The 13994-nt window shown below is 72.9% G+C and carries 13 protein-coding genes and 1 tRNA gene; 3 read left to right on the plus strand and 11 right to left on the minus strand.

Annotated features, from left to right (window positions below; all coding sequences use genetic code 11):
• Positions 1-9 precede the first annotated feature (9 nt).
• Both BDK92_RS14970 and BDK92_RS14975 read right to left on the minus strand, forming a co-directional pair.
• On the minus strand, positions 10-537 hold the full coding sequence (locus BDK92_RS14970; RefSeq protein WP_121157276.1) for a GNAT family N-acetyltransferase: 528 nt from the start codon (positions 535-537) through the stop codon (positions 10-12).
• On the minus strand, positions 488-3049 hold the full coding sequence (locus BDK92_RS14975) for an NACHT domain-containing protein (protein WP_121157277.1): 2562 nt from the start codon (positions 3047-3049) through the stop codon (positions 488-490). Before BDK92_RS14975 ends, BDK92_RS14970 begins: the two co-directional genes overlap by 50 nt.
• 320 nt (positions 3050-3369) lie before the next feature.
• Here BDK92_RS14975 and BDK92_RS14980 point away from each other — a divergent pair, with 320 nt between their 5' ends.
• On the plus strand, positions 3370-4119 hold the full coding sequence (locus BDK92_RS14980) for an alpha/beta fold hydrolase (protein WP_211349237.1): 750 nt from the start codon (positions 3370-3372) through the stop codon (positions 4117-4119).
• A gap of 52 nt (positions 4120-4171) precedes the next feature.
• On the opposite strand, the gene BDK92_RS14985 is transcribed toward BDK92_RS14980, so the two are convergent.
• The 7 genes from BDK92_RS14985 to BDK92_RS15015 form a co-directional block, all read right to left on the minus strand.
• The gene (locus tag BDK92_RS14985; RefSeq protein ID WP_121157278.1) at positions 4172-5107 is read right to left on the minus strand and encodes a threonine/serine dehydratase; all 936 of its coding nucleotides are present in this window, start codon (positions 5105-5107) and stop codon (positions 4172-4174) included.
• A gap of 188 nt (positions 5108-5295) precedes the next feature.
• Positions 5296-5372: transfer RNA gene (locus tag BDK92_RS14990), tRNA-Ala, on the minus strand.
• 189 nt (positions 5373-5561) lie between these two features.
• Positions 5562-6377, minus strand: coding sequence for a divisome protein SepX/GlpR (sepX, locus tag BDK92_RS14995; RefSeq protein ID WP_211349239.1), 816 nt, complete (start codon positions 6375-6377; stop codon positions 5562-5564).
• A gap of 167 nt (positions 6378-6544) precedes the next feature.
• On the minus strand, positions 6545-7186 hold the full coding sequence (locus BDK92_RS15000) for a GNAT family N-acetyltransferase (RefSeq protein ID WP_121157280.1): 642 nt from the start codon (positions 7184-7186) through the stop codon (positions 6545-6547).
• Positions 7183-8511 (minus strand): molybdopterin molybdotransferase MoeA, encoded by a 1329-nt coding sequence (locus BDK92_RS15005; protein ID WP_121157281.1) that lies wholly within the window; start codon positions 8509-8511, stop codon positions 7183-7185. Before BDK92_RS15005 ends, BDK92_RS15000 begins: the two co-directional genes overlap by 4 nt.
• On the minus strand, positions 8508-9470 hold the full coding sequence (locus BDK92_RS15010; RefSeq protein ID WP_121157282.1) for a UTP--glucose-1-phosphate uridylyltransferase: 963 nt from the start codon (positions 9468-9470) through the stop codon (positions 8508-8510). Before BDK92_RS15010 ends, BDK92_RS15005 begins: the two co-directional genes overlap by 4 nt.
• 9 nt (positions 9471-9479) lie before the next feature.
• Positions 9480-11681: a GGDEF domain-containing protein gene (locus BDK92_RS15015; RefSeq protein ID WP_121157283.1), complete on the minus strand. Its 2202-nt coding sequence runs from the start codon at positions 11679-11681 to the stop codon at positions 9480-9482.
• A gap of 85 nt (positions 11682-11766) precedes the next feature.
• Here BDK92_RS15015 and BDK92_RS15020 point away from each other — a divergent pair, with 85 nt between their 5' ends.
• Positions 11767-12396: a 5-formyltetrahydrofolate cyclo-ligase gene (locus BDK92_RS15020; protein WP_121157284.1), complete on the plus strand. Its 630-nt coding sequence runs from the start codon at positions 11767-11769 to the stop codon at positions 12394-12396.
• A 276-nt stretch (positions 12397-12672) separates the two neighbouring features.
• On the opposite strand, the gene BDK92_RS40305 is transcribed toward BDK92_RS15020, so the two are convergent.
• A complete protein-coding gene (locus tag BDK92_RS40305) occupies positions 12673-12933 on the minus strand; it encodes a hypothetical protein (protein ID WP_246017622.1) in 261 nt (86 codons plus the stop codon).
• A gap of 144 nt (positions 12934-13077) precedes the next feature.
• Here BDK92_RS40305 and BDK92_RS40800 point away from each other — a divergent pair, with 144 nt between their 5' ends.
• Entirely contained in the window at positions 13078-13632 is a 555-nt protein-coding gene (locus BDK92_RS40800; RefSeq protein WP_281278619.1) for a flagellar biosynthesis protein FlgA, read from the plus strand.
• A gap of 60 nt (positions 13633-13692) precedes the next feature.
• Here the strand turns inward: BDK92_RS40800 and BDK92_RS15035 are convergent, their stop codons facing one another.
• On the minus strand, positions 13693-13881 hold the full coding sequence (locus BDK92_RS15035; protein ID WP_246017045.1) for a hypothetical protein: 189 nt from the start codon (positions 13879-13881) through the stop codon (positions 13693-13695).
• Between the last annotated feature and the right edge of the window lie 113 nt (positions 13882-13994).

Consider the following 13994-nt stretch of genomic DNA (forward strand, 5'->3'; position numbering starts at 1 on the left):
ACGCCGACGTCAGGCCGGGGAGGCGGTGCGGTCGCCGAGGTCGAGTTGGTAGAGCAGGGTGTCGATCCACCGCCCGTGCTTGAAGCCGACCGACCGCAACCTGCCCGCCTCGACGAAGCCGTACCGGCGGTGCAGCGCCACCGAGGCGTCACCGCCCTCGGCGATCACCGCCACCACCTGACGTACGCCGGCCGCCACGCAGCCGTCCAGCACCGCGGCGACCAGCAGTGACCCGAGCCCGCCCCCGGTGCGGTCCGGCGCGAGGTAGACGCTGTTCTCGGCCGAGTGCCGGTACGCCGGCTTCGGTCGCCACTGGCTCGCGTACCCGAATCCGGCGACCTCGCCACCGACCTCGACCACCAGGAACGGCATCCCGGCCGCGTGCAGTGCCTCGCCCCGGCGGCGCCAGTCGGCCGCGCTCGGCGACGTCTCGTCGAAGGTGATCACGGTTTCGGTGACGTAGTAGGCGTAGATCGCCGCTACCGCGTCATAGTCGTCCGATCCGGCCGGCCGGACCAACGCCGTCGAAGCCGCCACCAGCCTCTTCCCTCTCCGTGGCGCCGGGGCCGACCGCCAGGTGCTGCTGGATCTGTCCGTGACGGAACTGGTAGACGGCGCCGGCTTGACGCAGGACCCCGCGACGGTAGGCGTCCTCGAAGAACGTGATCGTACGCCAGGGCAGGCGGCCGGTGAGCGGTAACCAGAACCGGGCCAGGATCAGCCACCGGCCCCAGGCGTTGCCGAGCAGAGCCCCGAGCAGGCCACCCAGCAGCCCGCCGAGCAGGCCGACGGTGAGCCCGCCCAGCCAGCCGATGGTGAACGCGAAGACCAGCCCGAACATGAGCAACTGGAGGATGGTGTTGCGTCGGTCGGCGGCGAGCAACCGGATCGGACTGACCGCGGTGCGTACGTCGATCGGGGCGGTGAACTCGCCGAAACCGAAGACCAGCAGGACCGCCAGCCCGATCGCGATACCGACCAGCAGCCCGGCCGGCATGCCCTCGGCCCGCCCGAACGCCAGGGTGAAGAGCAGTCCGAGCACGAACCGCACCACCAGGCCGATGGCGAGTCCGACGGCCAGCCACATGATCAGCCCCCGGAGCACCGCCCGTACCCGGCCGTGCAGGCGCAACTGGGTCCGGGACGGTTCGGGACGCTCCCCCGCGAGGCCGAGCGCGAGCCCTACCGCGAGGCCGACGGAGAGGCCGACCGCGAGCCCGAAGGTGAGTCCGACGGTGAGCCCGCCCAGCACCCCGACGGCCAGCCCGTGCGAGAGGCCGAAGAGGACACCACGCAGCACGTTCCGCTCCGAACTGCGGACGCGCACCTGGTTCCGGGACGGATCCGGCTCCTCCTCGATCGCCAACCCGTAGGTCAGGCCGAAGACGACCAGGAAGATCGGACCGGCGACCAGCCCGTACGTGAGCCCGATGACAAAACCACCGGCGAGCGCGAAGGCGACTCCCGCCACCAGCCCGTACGTGATCCCACGGAGCGCGTTGCGGAGCATGCTGCGGGCGCGTTGCTGGACCCGGGACGGTTTCGGGCCCTCGACCGCCAGCCCGAACGCGATCCCGCCCGTCACGCCGAAGGCCAGGGCGAACGCCAGCCCCGCGACGATGCCGGCGACCACACCGAACGCCGCCCCGCCGAGCAGCCCGTACGCGAGGATCCGGGACGGCCGGCGCAGTGTGCTGCCCAGCTGCCACCAGGCCAGGTCATGCGTGTCGAGCGCGTTCAGGTGGCCGGCGAGGTGCCCCAGCCAGCGCTGGACGTCGGTCAGCTTCCAGTCCTCGCGTCGATGGTCGGCGGAGACGCTGTCGATCACCGGCTGTTGGTAGACGGCCGGGACGAACGCCGTGAACAGGTGCTCGCGCACCGACTCCGGGCTGGGGAAACGCTCCGAGTCGAGCAGCTCGGCCGGGTCCCGGCCAGCCACCTGGCTGTAGATCGACCGGGCCAGGGAGACCATCAGCGGGGTGTCGAGGGCGTCGGTGAGCGTCGACGCGTGCGGCTCGGTCCGGTGCTCGCCGACCCAGCGCAGGAACGGGGACCAGACGGTGCTGGTCCCGGCGGTCGCACCGGCTGTCTTGCCGGTGGTACGGGGCAGATAGTCGACCAGGTCGTCGAAGGTGAGCGGCAGCAGTTCGATCGCGGCGGCGGCCCGCAACGCGTTGCTGTCCCGGACCGCGTTGGCGTACTCCCCGGGACGGCTGGTGAGCAGCAGCGGCATGGTGGTCGAACTGAGTGCCCGCAGCGCGTGCGGGTGCAGCCCGTCGGAGATCTCGTCGAAACCGTCCAGCACCGGCAGGATCCGGCCCTCCGCGACCAGCGCGGCGGCGAGGCTGGAGGTCCGGTCGCTGGGGAGGCCGGCGGTGTCGACCGGCGCGGCCAGGCCGGGATAGTCCCGGATGAGCTGGTGGATCAGCCAGTTGCCGAACTTCATCGTCGTCGGGTCCCACGAGCCCAACCCGAAGATCATCGGAATCGGGTCGGTGGGCGTCCATCGTTGCAGCAGGCCGATCACGAACCGCGTGGTCAGGATGGTCTTACCGGAGCCGGGCGCGCCGAGGACGACCAGCCGTCCGGACGGGATGCGCCCGAAGACGTCGACTATCTCGCCGAGCTGGCTGGCCAGTGCCAGCGGCCCCGGCTCGGTGCCGGGCGGGGCCCGGTGGATGTTGGACCAGTGGTCGACCAGTTGTTCGTCGGCGAGGCGCCACCGTACGGCGAGCGGGAACGGGTCGTTGACCTGGCGCTGCTCCTCCTCGCGCCGCCAGACCGCCCCGACGGCGCCGGCGAGCTTGGCCACCGCGTCGTCGGGTGGGACCGGGCGCCCCAACGGTCGGGTCTGCTCGTCGGCACGGGCCCGGTTGCCTTCGAGCACGGCGACCGCGACCAGCAGGAGGACGACCGTCGCCCAGGTCCACGGCTTCCACGCGGACGGCACCTCCACGGTGCCGGTGGCGAGGTTCCCGGTCAGGCCGAGCAGCGTCGCGGGCAGCGCGACGATGGTGAGGAGCGCCGGTCGCCCCCGCCGCCATCTCATGACGTACGCACCCCTCGCGATCCAGTGGATTGCACACCCGCGCGGACCGCACCGACCGGCCGGTCGCGCAGAGGTGTGGGTACGAAGATACGAGCGTTGTCGATGCCCCGACACCACTAAAGTGGACAGAGATTTGGTGGTCGCGGCTTCACGTTCCGCACACCCGGACCGCCCCGAGACCTGATCGGTGTCCCCGGCTCCGACGATCGGCGTACGACGAACCACATCATTCGCGCGCAGCCACCAACAATGACGTACATCGACGGACGGAGCGGCTCGTAACCCTCAACCATCATCGCCAGGGAGACGGCGAACCGCTGGTGCTGATCCACGGGATCGGCAGCGACTGGCGCATGTGGCAGCCGGTCCTGCCCCGGCTCGCCCCGACGCGCGACACGATCGCGCTCGACCTGCCCGGTTACGGCGACTCGCCGCGTACGGGCATGGGGGCACGGTCGGGGATCGGGGCGCTCGCGGACGTGGTCGAGGGGTTCCTCGACCAGTTCGGGTTACCCACCGCGCACCTGGCGGGCAACTCGATGGGCGGCTGGGTGGCGCTCGAACTCGCCCGGCGGGGGCGGGCCCGTACCGCCACGCTGCTCTCCCCGGCCGGTTTCTACAACAATCCCGAGGGCGTTTTCGTACGCGCGTCGCTGCTGTTCAGCGCGCGGATCTCCCGCCGGCTGGCGCCCGACGCCGAGCGGGTGACGGCGAGCCGGCTGCGGCGTACGGTCCTGTTCGCGCAGTTCATGGGGCGTCCGTGGCGGCTGCCGGCGCACCACGCCGCGCACATGATGCGGGTCTTCGCCTCGGCCCCCGGGTTCGACGCCGACCTGGCCGCCATCACGGAATTCCGGTTCGCCGGCCCCCTGGCCCTGGCCGACGTCCCGGTCACGATCGGCTGGGGAAGTCGTGACCGGCTCCTGCTGCCGTGGCAGGGTCGTCGGGCGGTCCGCGCCCTCCCCGGTTCCCGGCTGGTGCCGCTGCCCGGAGTCGGCCACGTCCCGACCCACGACGACCCGGAACTCGTCGCCGACCTGCTCCTCGAAGGCAGCACAACGACGGGCTGAGCCGGGCCCGCCGGGGCTACTTGCCCGCAGGATCGGCTGGCGGACGGGGCGGCTACAGGTCGGACGGGTCGGTGTTGGCGCCGCAGAGCAGCACCGCGACCCGCTCACCCGGCTCCGGCCGGTAGGCGCCGGAGGCGAGCGCCGCGTACGCGGCGGAGGCGCCGTACTCGACCCCGATCCGCCACCGGTCCCAGAGCTGACGTCGGGCGGCGACCAGGTCGTCGTCGGCGACCAGGACCGCGCGTACGCCGGTCCGGACGGCGACCGCGTACGCGATCTCGCCGATCCGGCGGGCGCCGAGCGAGTCCGCGGCGATCCCCGACACCGGTACGTCGACCGGCCCACCCTCGGCGAGCGCGGTGTGCAGGGTGGGGATGGTGACCGGTTCGACCCCGACGACCCGGGCCACGCCCTCGGCGGCGGCGGCGATGCCGGCCATCAGCCCGCCCCCGCCGACCGCGACGACGATGGTGTCGACCGCTCCGTCGAGCTGTTCGATCAGCTCGCTGCCGGCGGTGCCCGCACCCGCGACGATTTCCGGCTGGTCGTAGGCGTGGCAGTAGACCGCCCCGGTCTCGGCGACCGCCCTGAGTGCCGCCTCGTACGCCTCGGCGTACTCGTTGCCGTGCTGGACCACGGTGGCGCCGTACGACCTGAGCTTCGCCACCTTCACCGCCGGGGCGGTCAGCGGCACGAACACCGTCGCCGGTACGCCGAACGCCCGCGCCGCGTACGCGTTCGCCAGGCCGGCGTTGCCCCCGGAGGCGACCACGATCCCGACCGCCGGGTCGAGTTCACCGGACTCGCGGGCCGACAGCAGCCGGTTCACCGCGCCCCGAGCCTTGAAGGTGCCGGTGTGCTGCATGAACTCGCACTTGAACCAGCCCGGTCCGCCCCGTCCGTCCGGATCCATCTCGAACACGGGAGTACGCCGGACGTGCCCGGCGATCCGTACGGCAGCCGCGTCAACATCAGCCCGGGTGATCACGTTCGGTCGCCTCCTCGTCGGAACGCCACTTGTCGTTGCCATGATCGTCAGTTGCTCAGCCGCCCGACCCGCCGTACGGGAGGCTGCTCAGCAACTGACGATCACCGAACCCAGCAGGACATCAGACCGTAAAACGATCAAGGGCGGGTTCCCGGCATCCGAGAACTCGCCCTTGCACTGCTGTTTCTTGGTGGAGTTGAGGGGATTCGAACCCCTGACCCCCTCGATGCGAACGAGGTGCGCTACCAGGCTGCGCCACAACCCCTCGCCCGACTCGCGCCGGACGATCGACCCGCCGTCCGAATCTCAACGGCGAACCGGCGCCAAGGCTAACAGGTGCGGCACCCGGGGGGCGAATCCGCCCCCCGGCGCGGCGGCTCCGAGCCGGGCCCGGCCCGGCCGGTTCCGACCCCCTCCGCCGGCGCGAAGACCGCTCGGTTGCCTCGAAGACCGCTCAGGCGGAGTGGGAACCGCGACCGGCCTCGTACGGGCGACCGCGCAGGCCGCCCGAGCGGCGGTAGGAGACCGAACCCCGGGTCCGCCCACCGCTGGCCGCCGCCGGCAGGTCGTCCGGCCGGTCGAGGCCCATCGCGGCGCGCCGTACCGCCTCGCGCTGGGCGGCCAGCCGGCGCTGCGCCTCCCGGCGGGCCGCCGCGCGGCGGGCCTGCTCCCGGCGTACCTCGGCCTGCCGGGCGGCCAGCCAGGCGGCCTCCCGGGCCTGCATCCGCCGGCGTCGGCGGTCGACGATGGCCCGGTTGCGCAGGTGTACGACGTACGCGACAAGCAGGGTGCCGGTGACCGCGAAGCTGATCCAGAAGCCGGGGCTGACCGTGATCACGCCGACCAGCTCGGCCAGGTTGAGCAGGAGCAGTGCGGCGAAGACCCGGCGGCGCCGGTAGACGGCCGGGGTGTGCCGGCGGGGCGGCGGACGACGACGCGCCCGCGCCCCGGAGCGGGGTACGGCGCGCAGCCGGCTCGCCCGGCGACCGGTCGCGGGCGGGGCGGAGACGGGGTCGGGCATGCCGTAGACCGGGTTGTCCGCCCGCGACTCACCGCGCAGAGTAACCGTGAGGACACGGGACGGGTTCACGGGCTGTCGTCCCGGGACAGTGCGGCGTCGTCGGCGGCGCTGCAACACCCGCGCCGTCGACTGCGCCCGCTCCGCCACCAGCCGCTCCGTGGCGTCGTACCGGCGAACCAGCGCTGGCGCGAAGGCGAGCAGACCGGCGGCGGCGAGGACGGCGAGGAGCACCGAGGCCGGCACCCTCACCCCTCCCGTCACCCAAGTCGGGCAACCGTGACCGTGGCCGGACGACCCACCGAAGCAGCAGGGCCATCACAACCACCGGACGGTTACCGCACATCCAGTTACTTCAGGTTACGGGCGGTACACCAGGATCAACGCGCGCCGCGCCGATCACGTCGAGTCACAGATGATCAAGAAGAGACGGTACGGAGCCGGTGCCAGCGGGCCAGCAGGCCCCCCTCGGCCGCGACCTCCTCGCTGGTCATGGCGTACCCGATGTGGTCCCGCCAGGCGCCGTCGATGTGCATGTAGCGCGGGTGGTACGACTCCTCACGGAAACCGAGCTTCTCCACCACCCGACGCGAGGGGCCGTTCTCCGGCCGGATGTTGACCTCGATCCGGTGCAGCCCACCCGGGCCGAACGCGTGGTCGGCGACGAGCGCCAACGCGGTCGGCATCAGGCCCCGCCCGGCGACCCGCGCATCGATCCAGTAGCCGACGTACGCGGAGCAGAACGCCCGCCGCACGATGTTGCCCAGGTTGATGTGCCCGACCAGCCGTTCCCGACCGTGTTCACGCAGGCAGATCGCGAACGGCATGCTCTCGCCGCGCCGCGCCGACCGGCGCTGGTCACGGTGGACGAAGCGGAACGCGGTCGGCGAGTTGAGTTCGTCCCACCCGCCGGCCGGCGCGGTCTCCCAGGGGGCCAACCACGCCCGGTTGGCGCGACGCACCTCGGACCAGGCGACCGCGTCCGTCCGCTTGTACGGGCGCAGCAGCACCGGACCGTCGATGAGCGCCACCGGCCAGCCCGGTGTCCCGACCAGACTCATCGGCGCCGGTCCAGCAGCAGCACGTCCACGGTGGAGCCGGCCGCCGCCGTGGTCACCCGCTCGCCGAGCACCAGCAGGCCGTTCGCCTCGGCCAGGCCGGCGAGGGTGTGCGGACCCCCCCGCAACGGCTGCACGGTGTAACCACCGCCGCGCCGCTCGGCCACGTGCGCGGGACGGAACTCACGCAGCCCACCGGGGGACGAGACGGTCTCCAGCAGATGGGCACGCACACTCGGCCGGAACACCGGCTCGGCGCCAGCGAGCAGCTGGATCGCCGGGCGGGCCAGCATCTCGAAGCCGATCAACGCGGCACCGGGTTCACCGGGCAGACAGACCACCGGAACCTCCTCGGCACCGACCGTACCGAATCCGAGGGCACTTCCGGGGTACAGGGCCACCTCGGTGAAGGCCACCGGCCCGGCCCGGCCGCCGTCCCGGCGGGAGAGGATCCGCCGCACCATGTCCCCCGGTCCGGTGCCGGTGCCACCGGTGGTGATGATCAGATCGGCCCGCAGGGTCTGGTCCTCCAGCAGCCCACGCAGCCCCTCGGGATCGTCGTCGCAGATCCCGACCCGGTACGCGAGCGCCCCCACCTCGGCGGCGGCTGCGGTCAACGCGTGCGAGTTGGTGTCCACCACCTGACCGGGCTGGCTGCCCCGGCCCACCTCGACCAGTTCGTCACCGGTCGCCACGATCACCACCCGGGGACTGGGCCGGACCACCACGTGTCCGATACCGGTGGCGGCGAAGACCGCGACCAGCGCCGGGGAGACGTACGCGCCGGAACGGGCGAGCAGCGTGCCGGCCTGCAACTCCTCACCGGCGCGACGCAGGCCGTACCCGCGTTTCGGCACCCGGAAGATCTCCACCGCGGCCATGCCCTGATCGGTCCACTCCACCGGAACGACCACGTCGGCGGCGACCGGCAGCGGCGACCCGGCCGCCACCGAGAAGCACGAGCCCGGGGTGAGCCGGACCGGACGCCAACTCGCCGCGCCGAGGTCACCGACCACGTTGAGCCGTACCGGGCGGGTGTCGCCGGGACGGCGGCCGGTGGAGGCACCGCTGCCGGACGAGGCGAATCCACCCCGTCCGGCACCGGCCAGGTCGTCCCAGCGGGCCGCGTACCCGTCGATCGCGGCCTGGTCGAACGCCGGGTACGCGTGCGGCGCGACCACGTCCTCGGCGAGGACGTTGCCGTACGCCTGGGTCAGGTCGAGGTCGAGCGGAGGCAGCGCCCGCAACCTGCGCAGCGTGCTGCCCAGGTAGTCGGCGAGCGGCGTCAGCTCGTTAGCGGCCGCCTCGGCATCGGCCGTGGCTGTCATGTATTGCGCCCGCCGAACTGCTCGGAGCCGACGAAGTCGGCCAACCACTGCCGGAACTCCGCGCCCAGGTCGTCACGCTGGGAGGCGAGCTGCACCACCGCCTGGAGGTAACCCAGCGGCATGCCGGTGTCGAACCGGGTACCTCGGTAGACGATCGCGTGCACGGGGGTCCCCTCGTCCAGCAGGGTCGCCATCGCGTCGGTCAGCTGGATCTCACCGCCGCTGCCCGGCCCGGTACGCCGGATCGCCTCGAAGATCTTGCCAGGCAGGATGTACCGACCGAGGACGGCGAGGTTGCTCGGCGCGTCGGCCGGCTCCGGCTTCTCCACCAGCCCGGTCACCCGGACCACCTCACCGATGTCGGTCAGCTCCGGCTCGGCCGGCGCCACCGAGGCGATGCCGTAACGCTTGGTCTCCTCCGGAGAGACCTCCATGAAGGCGAGCACGATCCCGTTGGTCCGGGCCTGGAGTTCGAGCATCGCCGGCAGCAGCGGCTCGCTCAGGTCGACGAACTCGTCACCGAGCAGCACGGCGAACGGCGCGTCGGTGCCGACGTGCGACTCGGCGCAGCCGACCGCGTGACCGAGCCCGAGCGGCTCGTGCTGCCGGGAGGTGAAGATCTCGACCAGCTCACTCGGCCTGCGTACCGCTTCGAGCCGCTTCTGGTCGCCCTTCTTCTCCAGGTGGGCCTCAAGCGACGGCGAGCGGTCGAAGTGATCCACCATGGAGGTCTTGCCCCGGCCGGTCACCAGCAGGACATCACGGATACCGGCGGCGGCGGCCTCCTCGATGATGTATTGCAGGACCGGGCGGTCGACCACCGGCAGCAGTTCCTTGGGAACCGCCTTGGTCGCGGGCAGGAAGCGGGTGGCCAGACCGGCGGCGGGGATCACTGCCTTGACCGCTCGTCCGGGGGTCGCATTGGAGGTGGTTCCTGGGGACGCAGAATGCTCCGACATTCCGCGAGACTATCGGCCACGGCCCTGGCGCGGCGGGTGCGGCCCAGAAGACGCGCCGCCACCGCGCGGACCAGGGTGCCCACCAGCCCGGGGCAGTCCATCGTCGGGTGTCGCGGCGCCAGCCGGGACGGCGATCTCCTCCACCACCGGGCAGGCGCCGGCCGCCGCGATCCGGTGGGTGTCGCGCCCGGCCGCCTTCGCCGCGTAGAGCGCACCGTCCGCCGCGTCGAGCATCCGCGCGGCGGTGGTGGCGTGGTGCGGATACACCGCGATGCCGATCGACACGGTGACCGGGACGAGCGCGCGGGGTTCGTCCGGCACCGAGCCCGGTGGCGCCGGAATCGCGATCGGCGTGTCCCGGACCGCCGCGCCGAGCCGTTCGGCGACGGTGACCGCCCCACGCGCGTCGGTCTCGGGCAACAGCAGCACGAACTCCTCCCCACCCTGCCGGAAGGCGAGGTCGACCTCCCGGATCACCCCTCGGATGCGGCGGGCGAACTCGGTCAACACGACATCACCGGCCGCGTGCCCGTACGTGTCGTTGACCTCCTTGAAGCGGTCCAGGTCCAGCACCAGCAGGCTGATCATCCGACCGAACCGGCTGGCCCGTTCGACCTCCCGCCGGACCGACTCCTTCAGGTAGCGGTAGTTCCAGAGCCCGGTCAGCGGGTCGGTCAGCGACAGCCGCTGCGCCTCCTCGTGCACCCGTACGTTGTCCACCGCCACCGCCGCGTGGCAGGCGAAGCTGCGCAGGGTCACCAGATCGCTGTCGTCGAAGTCGTCGGAGCCGTGCCGGTCGTAGAGGGCCAGCACCCCGAGGGCACCCCCGGCCGGCGGTTCGACCAGCGGGTACGGCACCCCGGGCGGCCCCTGCGGCGGACCGGCCGAGCCGGGTGCGGCGAACGGCACCGCCACGTACGTCCAGCAGTCGGGCTCGTACGCGGACCGGGTCGGCCCGTCCCGGTCGGTCCGGCCGCGAAGCGGTTCACCGGTGACCGCGACGGTGCCGAGTACGCCGCTGCCCAGCGGGACCCGCAGCGCGGACGGGTCCCGTCCCGCCGGCCCGTCGAGTCCTTCGCCGCACTGGCCGACCAGAGTGCGGGTCTCCGGGTCGAGCAGGAGCAGCACACCGGCGCGCGCCCCGGTGGCTACCAGCGCGGTCTGGAGGATCACCTGGAGGATCCGGTGCAGGTCGTGGGTGCTGGCCAGGGTGTCGCCGAGCAGCGCCAGGTGGCCCCGGAGCTGGTCCCGGCTGGTGGTGAGGGCGTGTACATAGGACTGCGTCTCCCGGGTCATCCGGTTGAAGGTCCGGGCCAGCCGCCCCACCTCGTCCGGCCGGCTCACCGGCACCCGGGCGGTCAGGTCCCCGTCGGCGACCCGGTCGACGGCGAGGGCGAGTTCGGTCAGCGGGCGGGTGGTGGAGCGGGCCAGCCGCCAGGCGGCGAGGACCGCGAGCAGGCCGGCGAGGAGCACCGCCCCGGCCAGGAGGGCGTAGATCCCCTGCGGTGGGCTCGGTGGCACCGACAGCACCAGCGGCAGCGGTTGGCCGGGCGACGGGCCGACCCGACGTACGTACCGGCCGGCGTCGGTCTCGCCGACCGCGTCCCCGTGCAGCCGCCGGGCGGCGAGCAGGACGGAGTCCCGGCTGCCGTTCCGTTCGGTGCTGTGCATGGCCGTGCTCGGACCCGGTTCACCTCGGCAGAGGGTGACGGCGGCGCCGGTGGCGGCGGCGAGCCGGGTGACAAATCCGGGTCCGACGAGCTGGGCGGCCCAGACCACGCCGACCGCCGCGCCGACCTGGTCGCGTAGCTCCACCCGTACCGTCAGGGCCTGGACCGGGGAACTGGTCGGATAGCCGCCGGCGCAGTCCGCCCACGGCGCGGGTGGCGCGTCCGGGGTGAGCAGCGTGGTCGCTCCGACGGCGTCGGTGACCCGGACCGCGACGGCGAGGCCCCGGGCGATCACCTGGCGGGCGGCGACGGCCCGGTCGGTGGTGTCGCCGGCCAGTGCCACCGCGTCGGCCGCCGCGTACAACTGCTGGCAGAGGGCGTTGACGGAGGTGCGGACGGTGGTGGCGGCGAGGTCGAGTCGCTCCCGGGACCGCTGGTCGTTGACCACGGCGACGGTTCCGCCGGCGAAGAAGGCGCCGAGCAGCAGCGGGCCGAGCACGACGGCGAGGAAGGCGACCGTCAGCCGTCCACGCAGCGTCACTTGTTCCCCCGGGAAGTTACGCACTCGTAGCTGCGATGCTGACACAGCCCCAACAGGGAAACTGGAGTTACCGCAGGAGCGTTACGTGCCGGATCGTTCGGATGAAGCGGAAGTGACAGACGAGCTGCACGGGGCGAAGGCCAACCTCCGGGCCGCACTGCTCGCCCGCCGCCGGGCGCTGCCGGCCCCGGACCGGGCCGTCGCCGCCGGGCGGATCCAGGCCGAGCTGACCGCACTGGTACGCCGTACCCGCCCCCGCCGGGTCACCGGGTACGTCCCGGTCGGCTCCGAGCCGGGGGGCCCGGACCTCCCCGACCGGCTGCTCGCCGCCCTCGACCCGACCGGCGAGCTGCTGCTCCCGGTGCTCCTGCCGGACCTGGACCTGGACTGGGCCGGCTATCTCGACGCCGAGACCTTGGTCACCGCCGGCCGGGGCCTGCGGGAGCCGGCCGGCCCCCGGCTCGGTACGGACGCCGTCGGCACGGCTGATCTGGTGATCGTTCCCGCCGTGGCGGTGGACCGGCGCGGCATCCGGCTGGGCCGGGGCGGCGGCTCGTACGACCGGGCGCTGGCCCGGGTCGGCGCGGACGTGCTGACCGTGGCCCTGCTGCACGACGGCGAACTGGTCGAAGCGGTGCCGGCAGCGGCGTACGACCGCCCGGTACGGGCCGTGATCACCCCGACTGGGGGGTTCCAGCCGCTTCCACCCCGCTGACGTCGGCCGGGGGCGGGCGTCACACCGCACACTTCGGGTGGACGAGAATGGGTCCGATGACGCACCATTGGCACTCGGATACGACGAGTGCCAAACGAAAAAGCAAGATCCGGAGGAGACCGTGCCCACGTACCAGTACGCCTGCACCGCGTGCGGCCACCAGCTCGAGGCGGTGCAGTCGTTCACCGACGCGCCGCTGACCGAGTGCCCGGCCTGCGAGGGACGGCTGCGCAAGGTGTTCAACTCGGTCGGCATCGTCTTCAAGGGCTCGGGCTTCTACCGCACCGACTCCCGCTCGAACGGGTCGGAGAGCTCCACCGGGGGCAGCTCCGTACCGGCCAAGTCGGAGTCCTCGTCCGGTAACGGCTCGGGCAGCTCCACGTCGACCTCGTCGGCCGGCTCGACCTCCTCCGGCAACGGCGGTTCGAGCAACGGCGCGTCGAGCAGCGGCTCCGGGAGCGGTGGCAGCGGGTCCGGCGCGGCGAAGTCGACCACGAGCAGCAGCTCGTCCAGCAGCGCCGCATAGCAGATCCACACCCTCGTCCGAGGGTTCTCCACAGCCTGCCGAGTTATCCACAAGCGGGGTTCCGGGCGCTGCGCGCCCGGTCCCACGCCGCCTAGCCTCCTGCCCACCGGAGCGTGCCCACGTCGCGGCGCCCGGCCGAGCGGAAGGCAGGCCCCATGGCGATCCACCCCAGGCCGGTACGACGAACCCCGTCGCTCTCCCCGTCCCGCTGGGCCGCCCTGCCCCGGCGAGGTACGGTCCTCCGCCTGACCACGGCCACGATGCTGCTCGCGCTCGCCGCCGGGGTGCTCTACCTGCGCCAGCCGTCACCGACCTGTCCCGCCGCACCGCCGTCGGCGAATCCGGTGGCAGCCGAGCCGGCCGGCAGCTTCTCTCCCGGGCCCGGCGATCCACCCGCACCGGCCGGCGCCCGGTTGGCGCTGCCGGCGGGAATGGTCGGGGTGCCGGTACGACTGGCCGAGCCGGCCGCCGTGGCGGTCGTACGACCGGGCGCCCGGGTCGATCTGCTGGTCGTACCGAGGGCGGGCGCGGCGCCCCCGGCCCGGCCGACCGAGCCGGTCGCGGCCCGCGCGCTGGTCCTGGACGTGCTCGGCGCCCAGAGCGCGGCGGACGGGTCGACCGCGCTCTACCTGGCCCTCCCACCGGAACAGGCGCAGCGTACGGTCGCCCTGCCGGACGGCACCCGCTTCGCGATCATGGTCCGGGAGTAGGTGCCGGCCCGTTTCTGATCCGGCCCGGCGCGGCGGATGCGGTCTGGTGCCAGCGGGGGGCTAGTCCCAGTGCGGTGGGCGGTCGGCGAGCAGACGCTCGTCGTTGGAGCCCGAACGCTCGCCCCAGCCCCGGTCGGTGTCGTCCACCGACTGCTCGGGAATCACCACGAAGTCGTCATCGGCAAGATCGACCGTACGCTCGCTGTCCAGGCCCGCGCGGGCCGATCCCGACTCGTCCACCCTCTTCACGCTCAGTAGCCTACCCACCGGGCCGGACCGGCCCCTGCGACGCTCGACGCCCCGTCCGCCCGGGACCGAGTGACACCAACGAGATCGGCTCGTCGTCCCGGCCGCCGGCTCGA

It is taken from the genome of Micromonospora pisi (assembly GCF_003633685.1).
GTDB lineage: Bacteria > Actinomycetota > Actinomycetes > Mycobacteriales > Micromonosporaceae > Micromonospora_G > Micromonospora_G pisi.

What these genes read in the sequence shown, in the direction of transcription:
- BDK92_RS14975 (WP_121157277.1), bottom strand. Translation starts at nt 3,049, where the DNA reads ATGAGATGGCGGCGGGGGCGACCGGCGCTCCTCACCATCGTCGCGCTG.
- BDK92_RS15000 (WP_121157280.1), bottom strand. Translation starts at nt 7,186, where the DNA reads ATGAGTCTGGTCGGGACACCGGGCTGGCCGGTGGCGCTCATCGACGGT.
- BDK92_RS15005 (WP_121157281.1), bottom strand. Translation starts at nt 8,511, where the DNA reads ATGACAGCCACGGCCGATGCCGAGGCGGCCGCTAACGAGCTGACGCCG.
- BDK92_RS15010 (WP_121157282.1), bottom strand. Translation starts at nt 9,470, where the DNA reads ATGTCGGAGCATTCTGCGTCCCCAGGAACCACCTCCAATGCGACCCCC.
- BDK92_RS40800 (WP_281278619.1), top strand. Translation starts at nt 13,078, where the DNA reads ATGGCGATCCACCCCAGGCCGGTACGACGAACCCCGTCGCTCTCCCCG.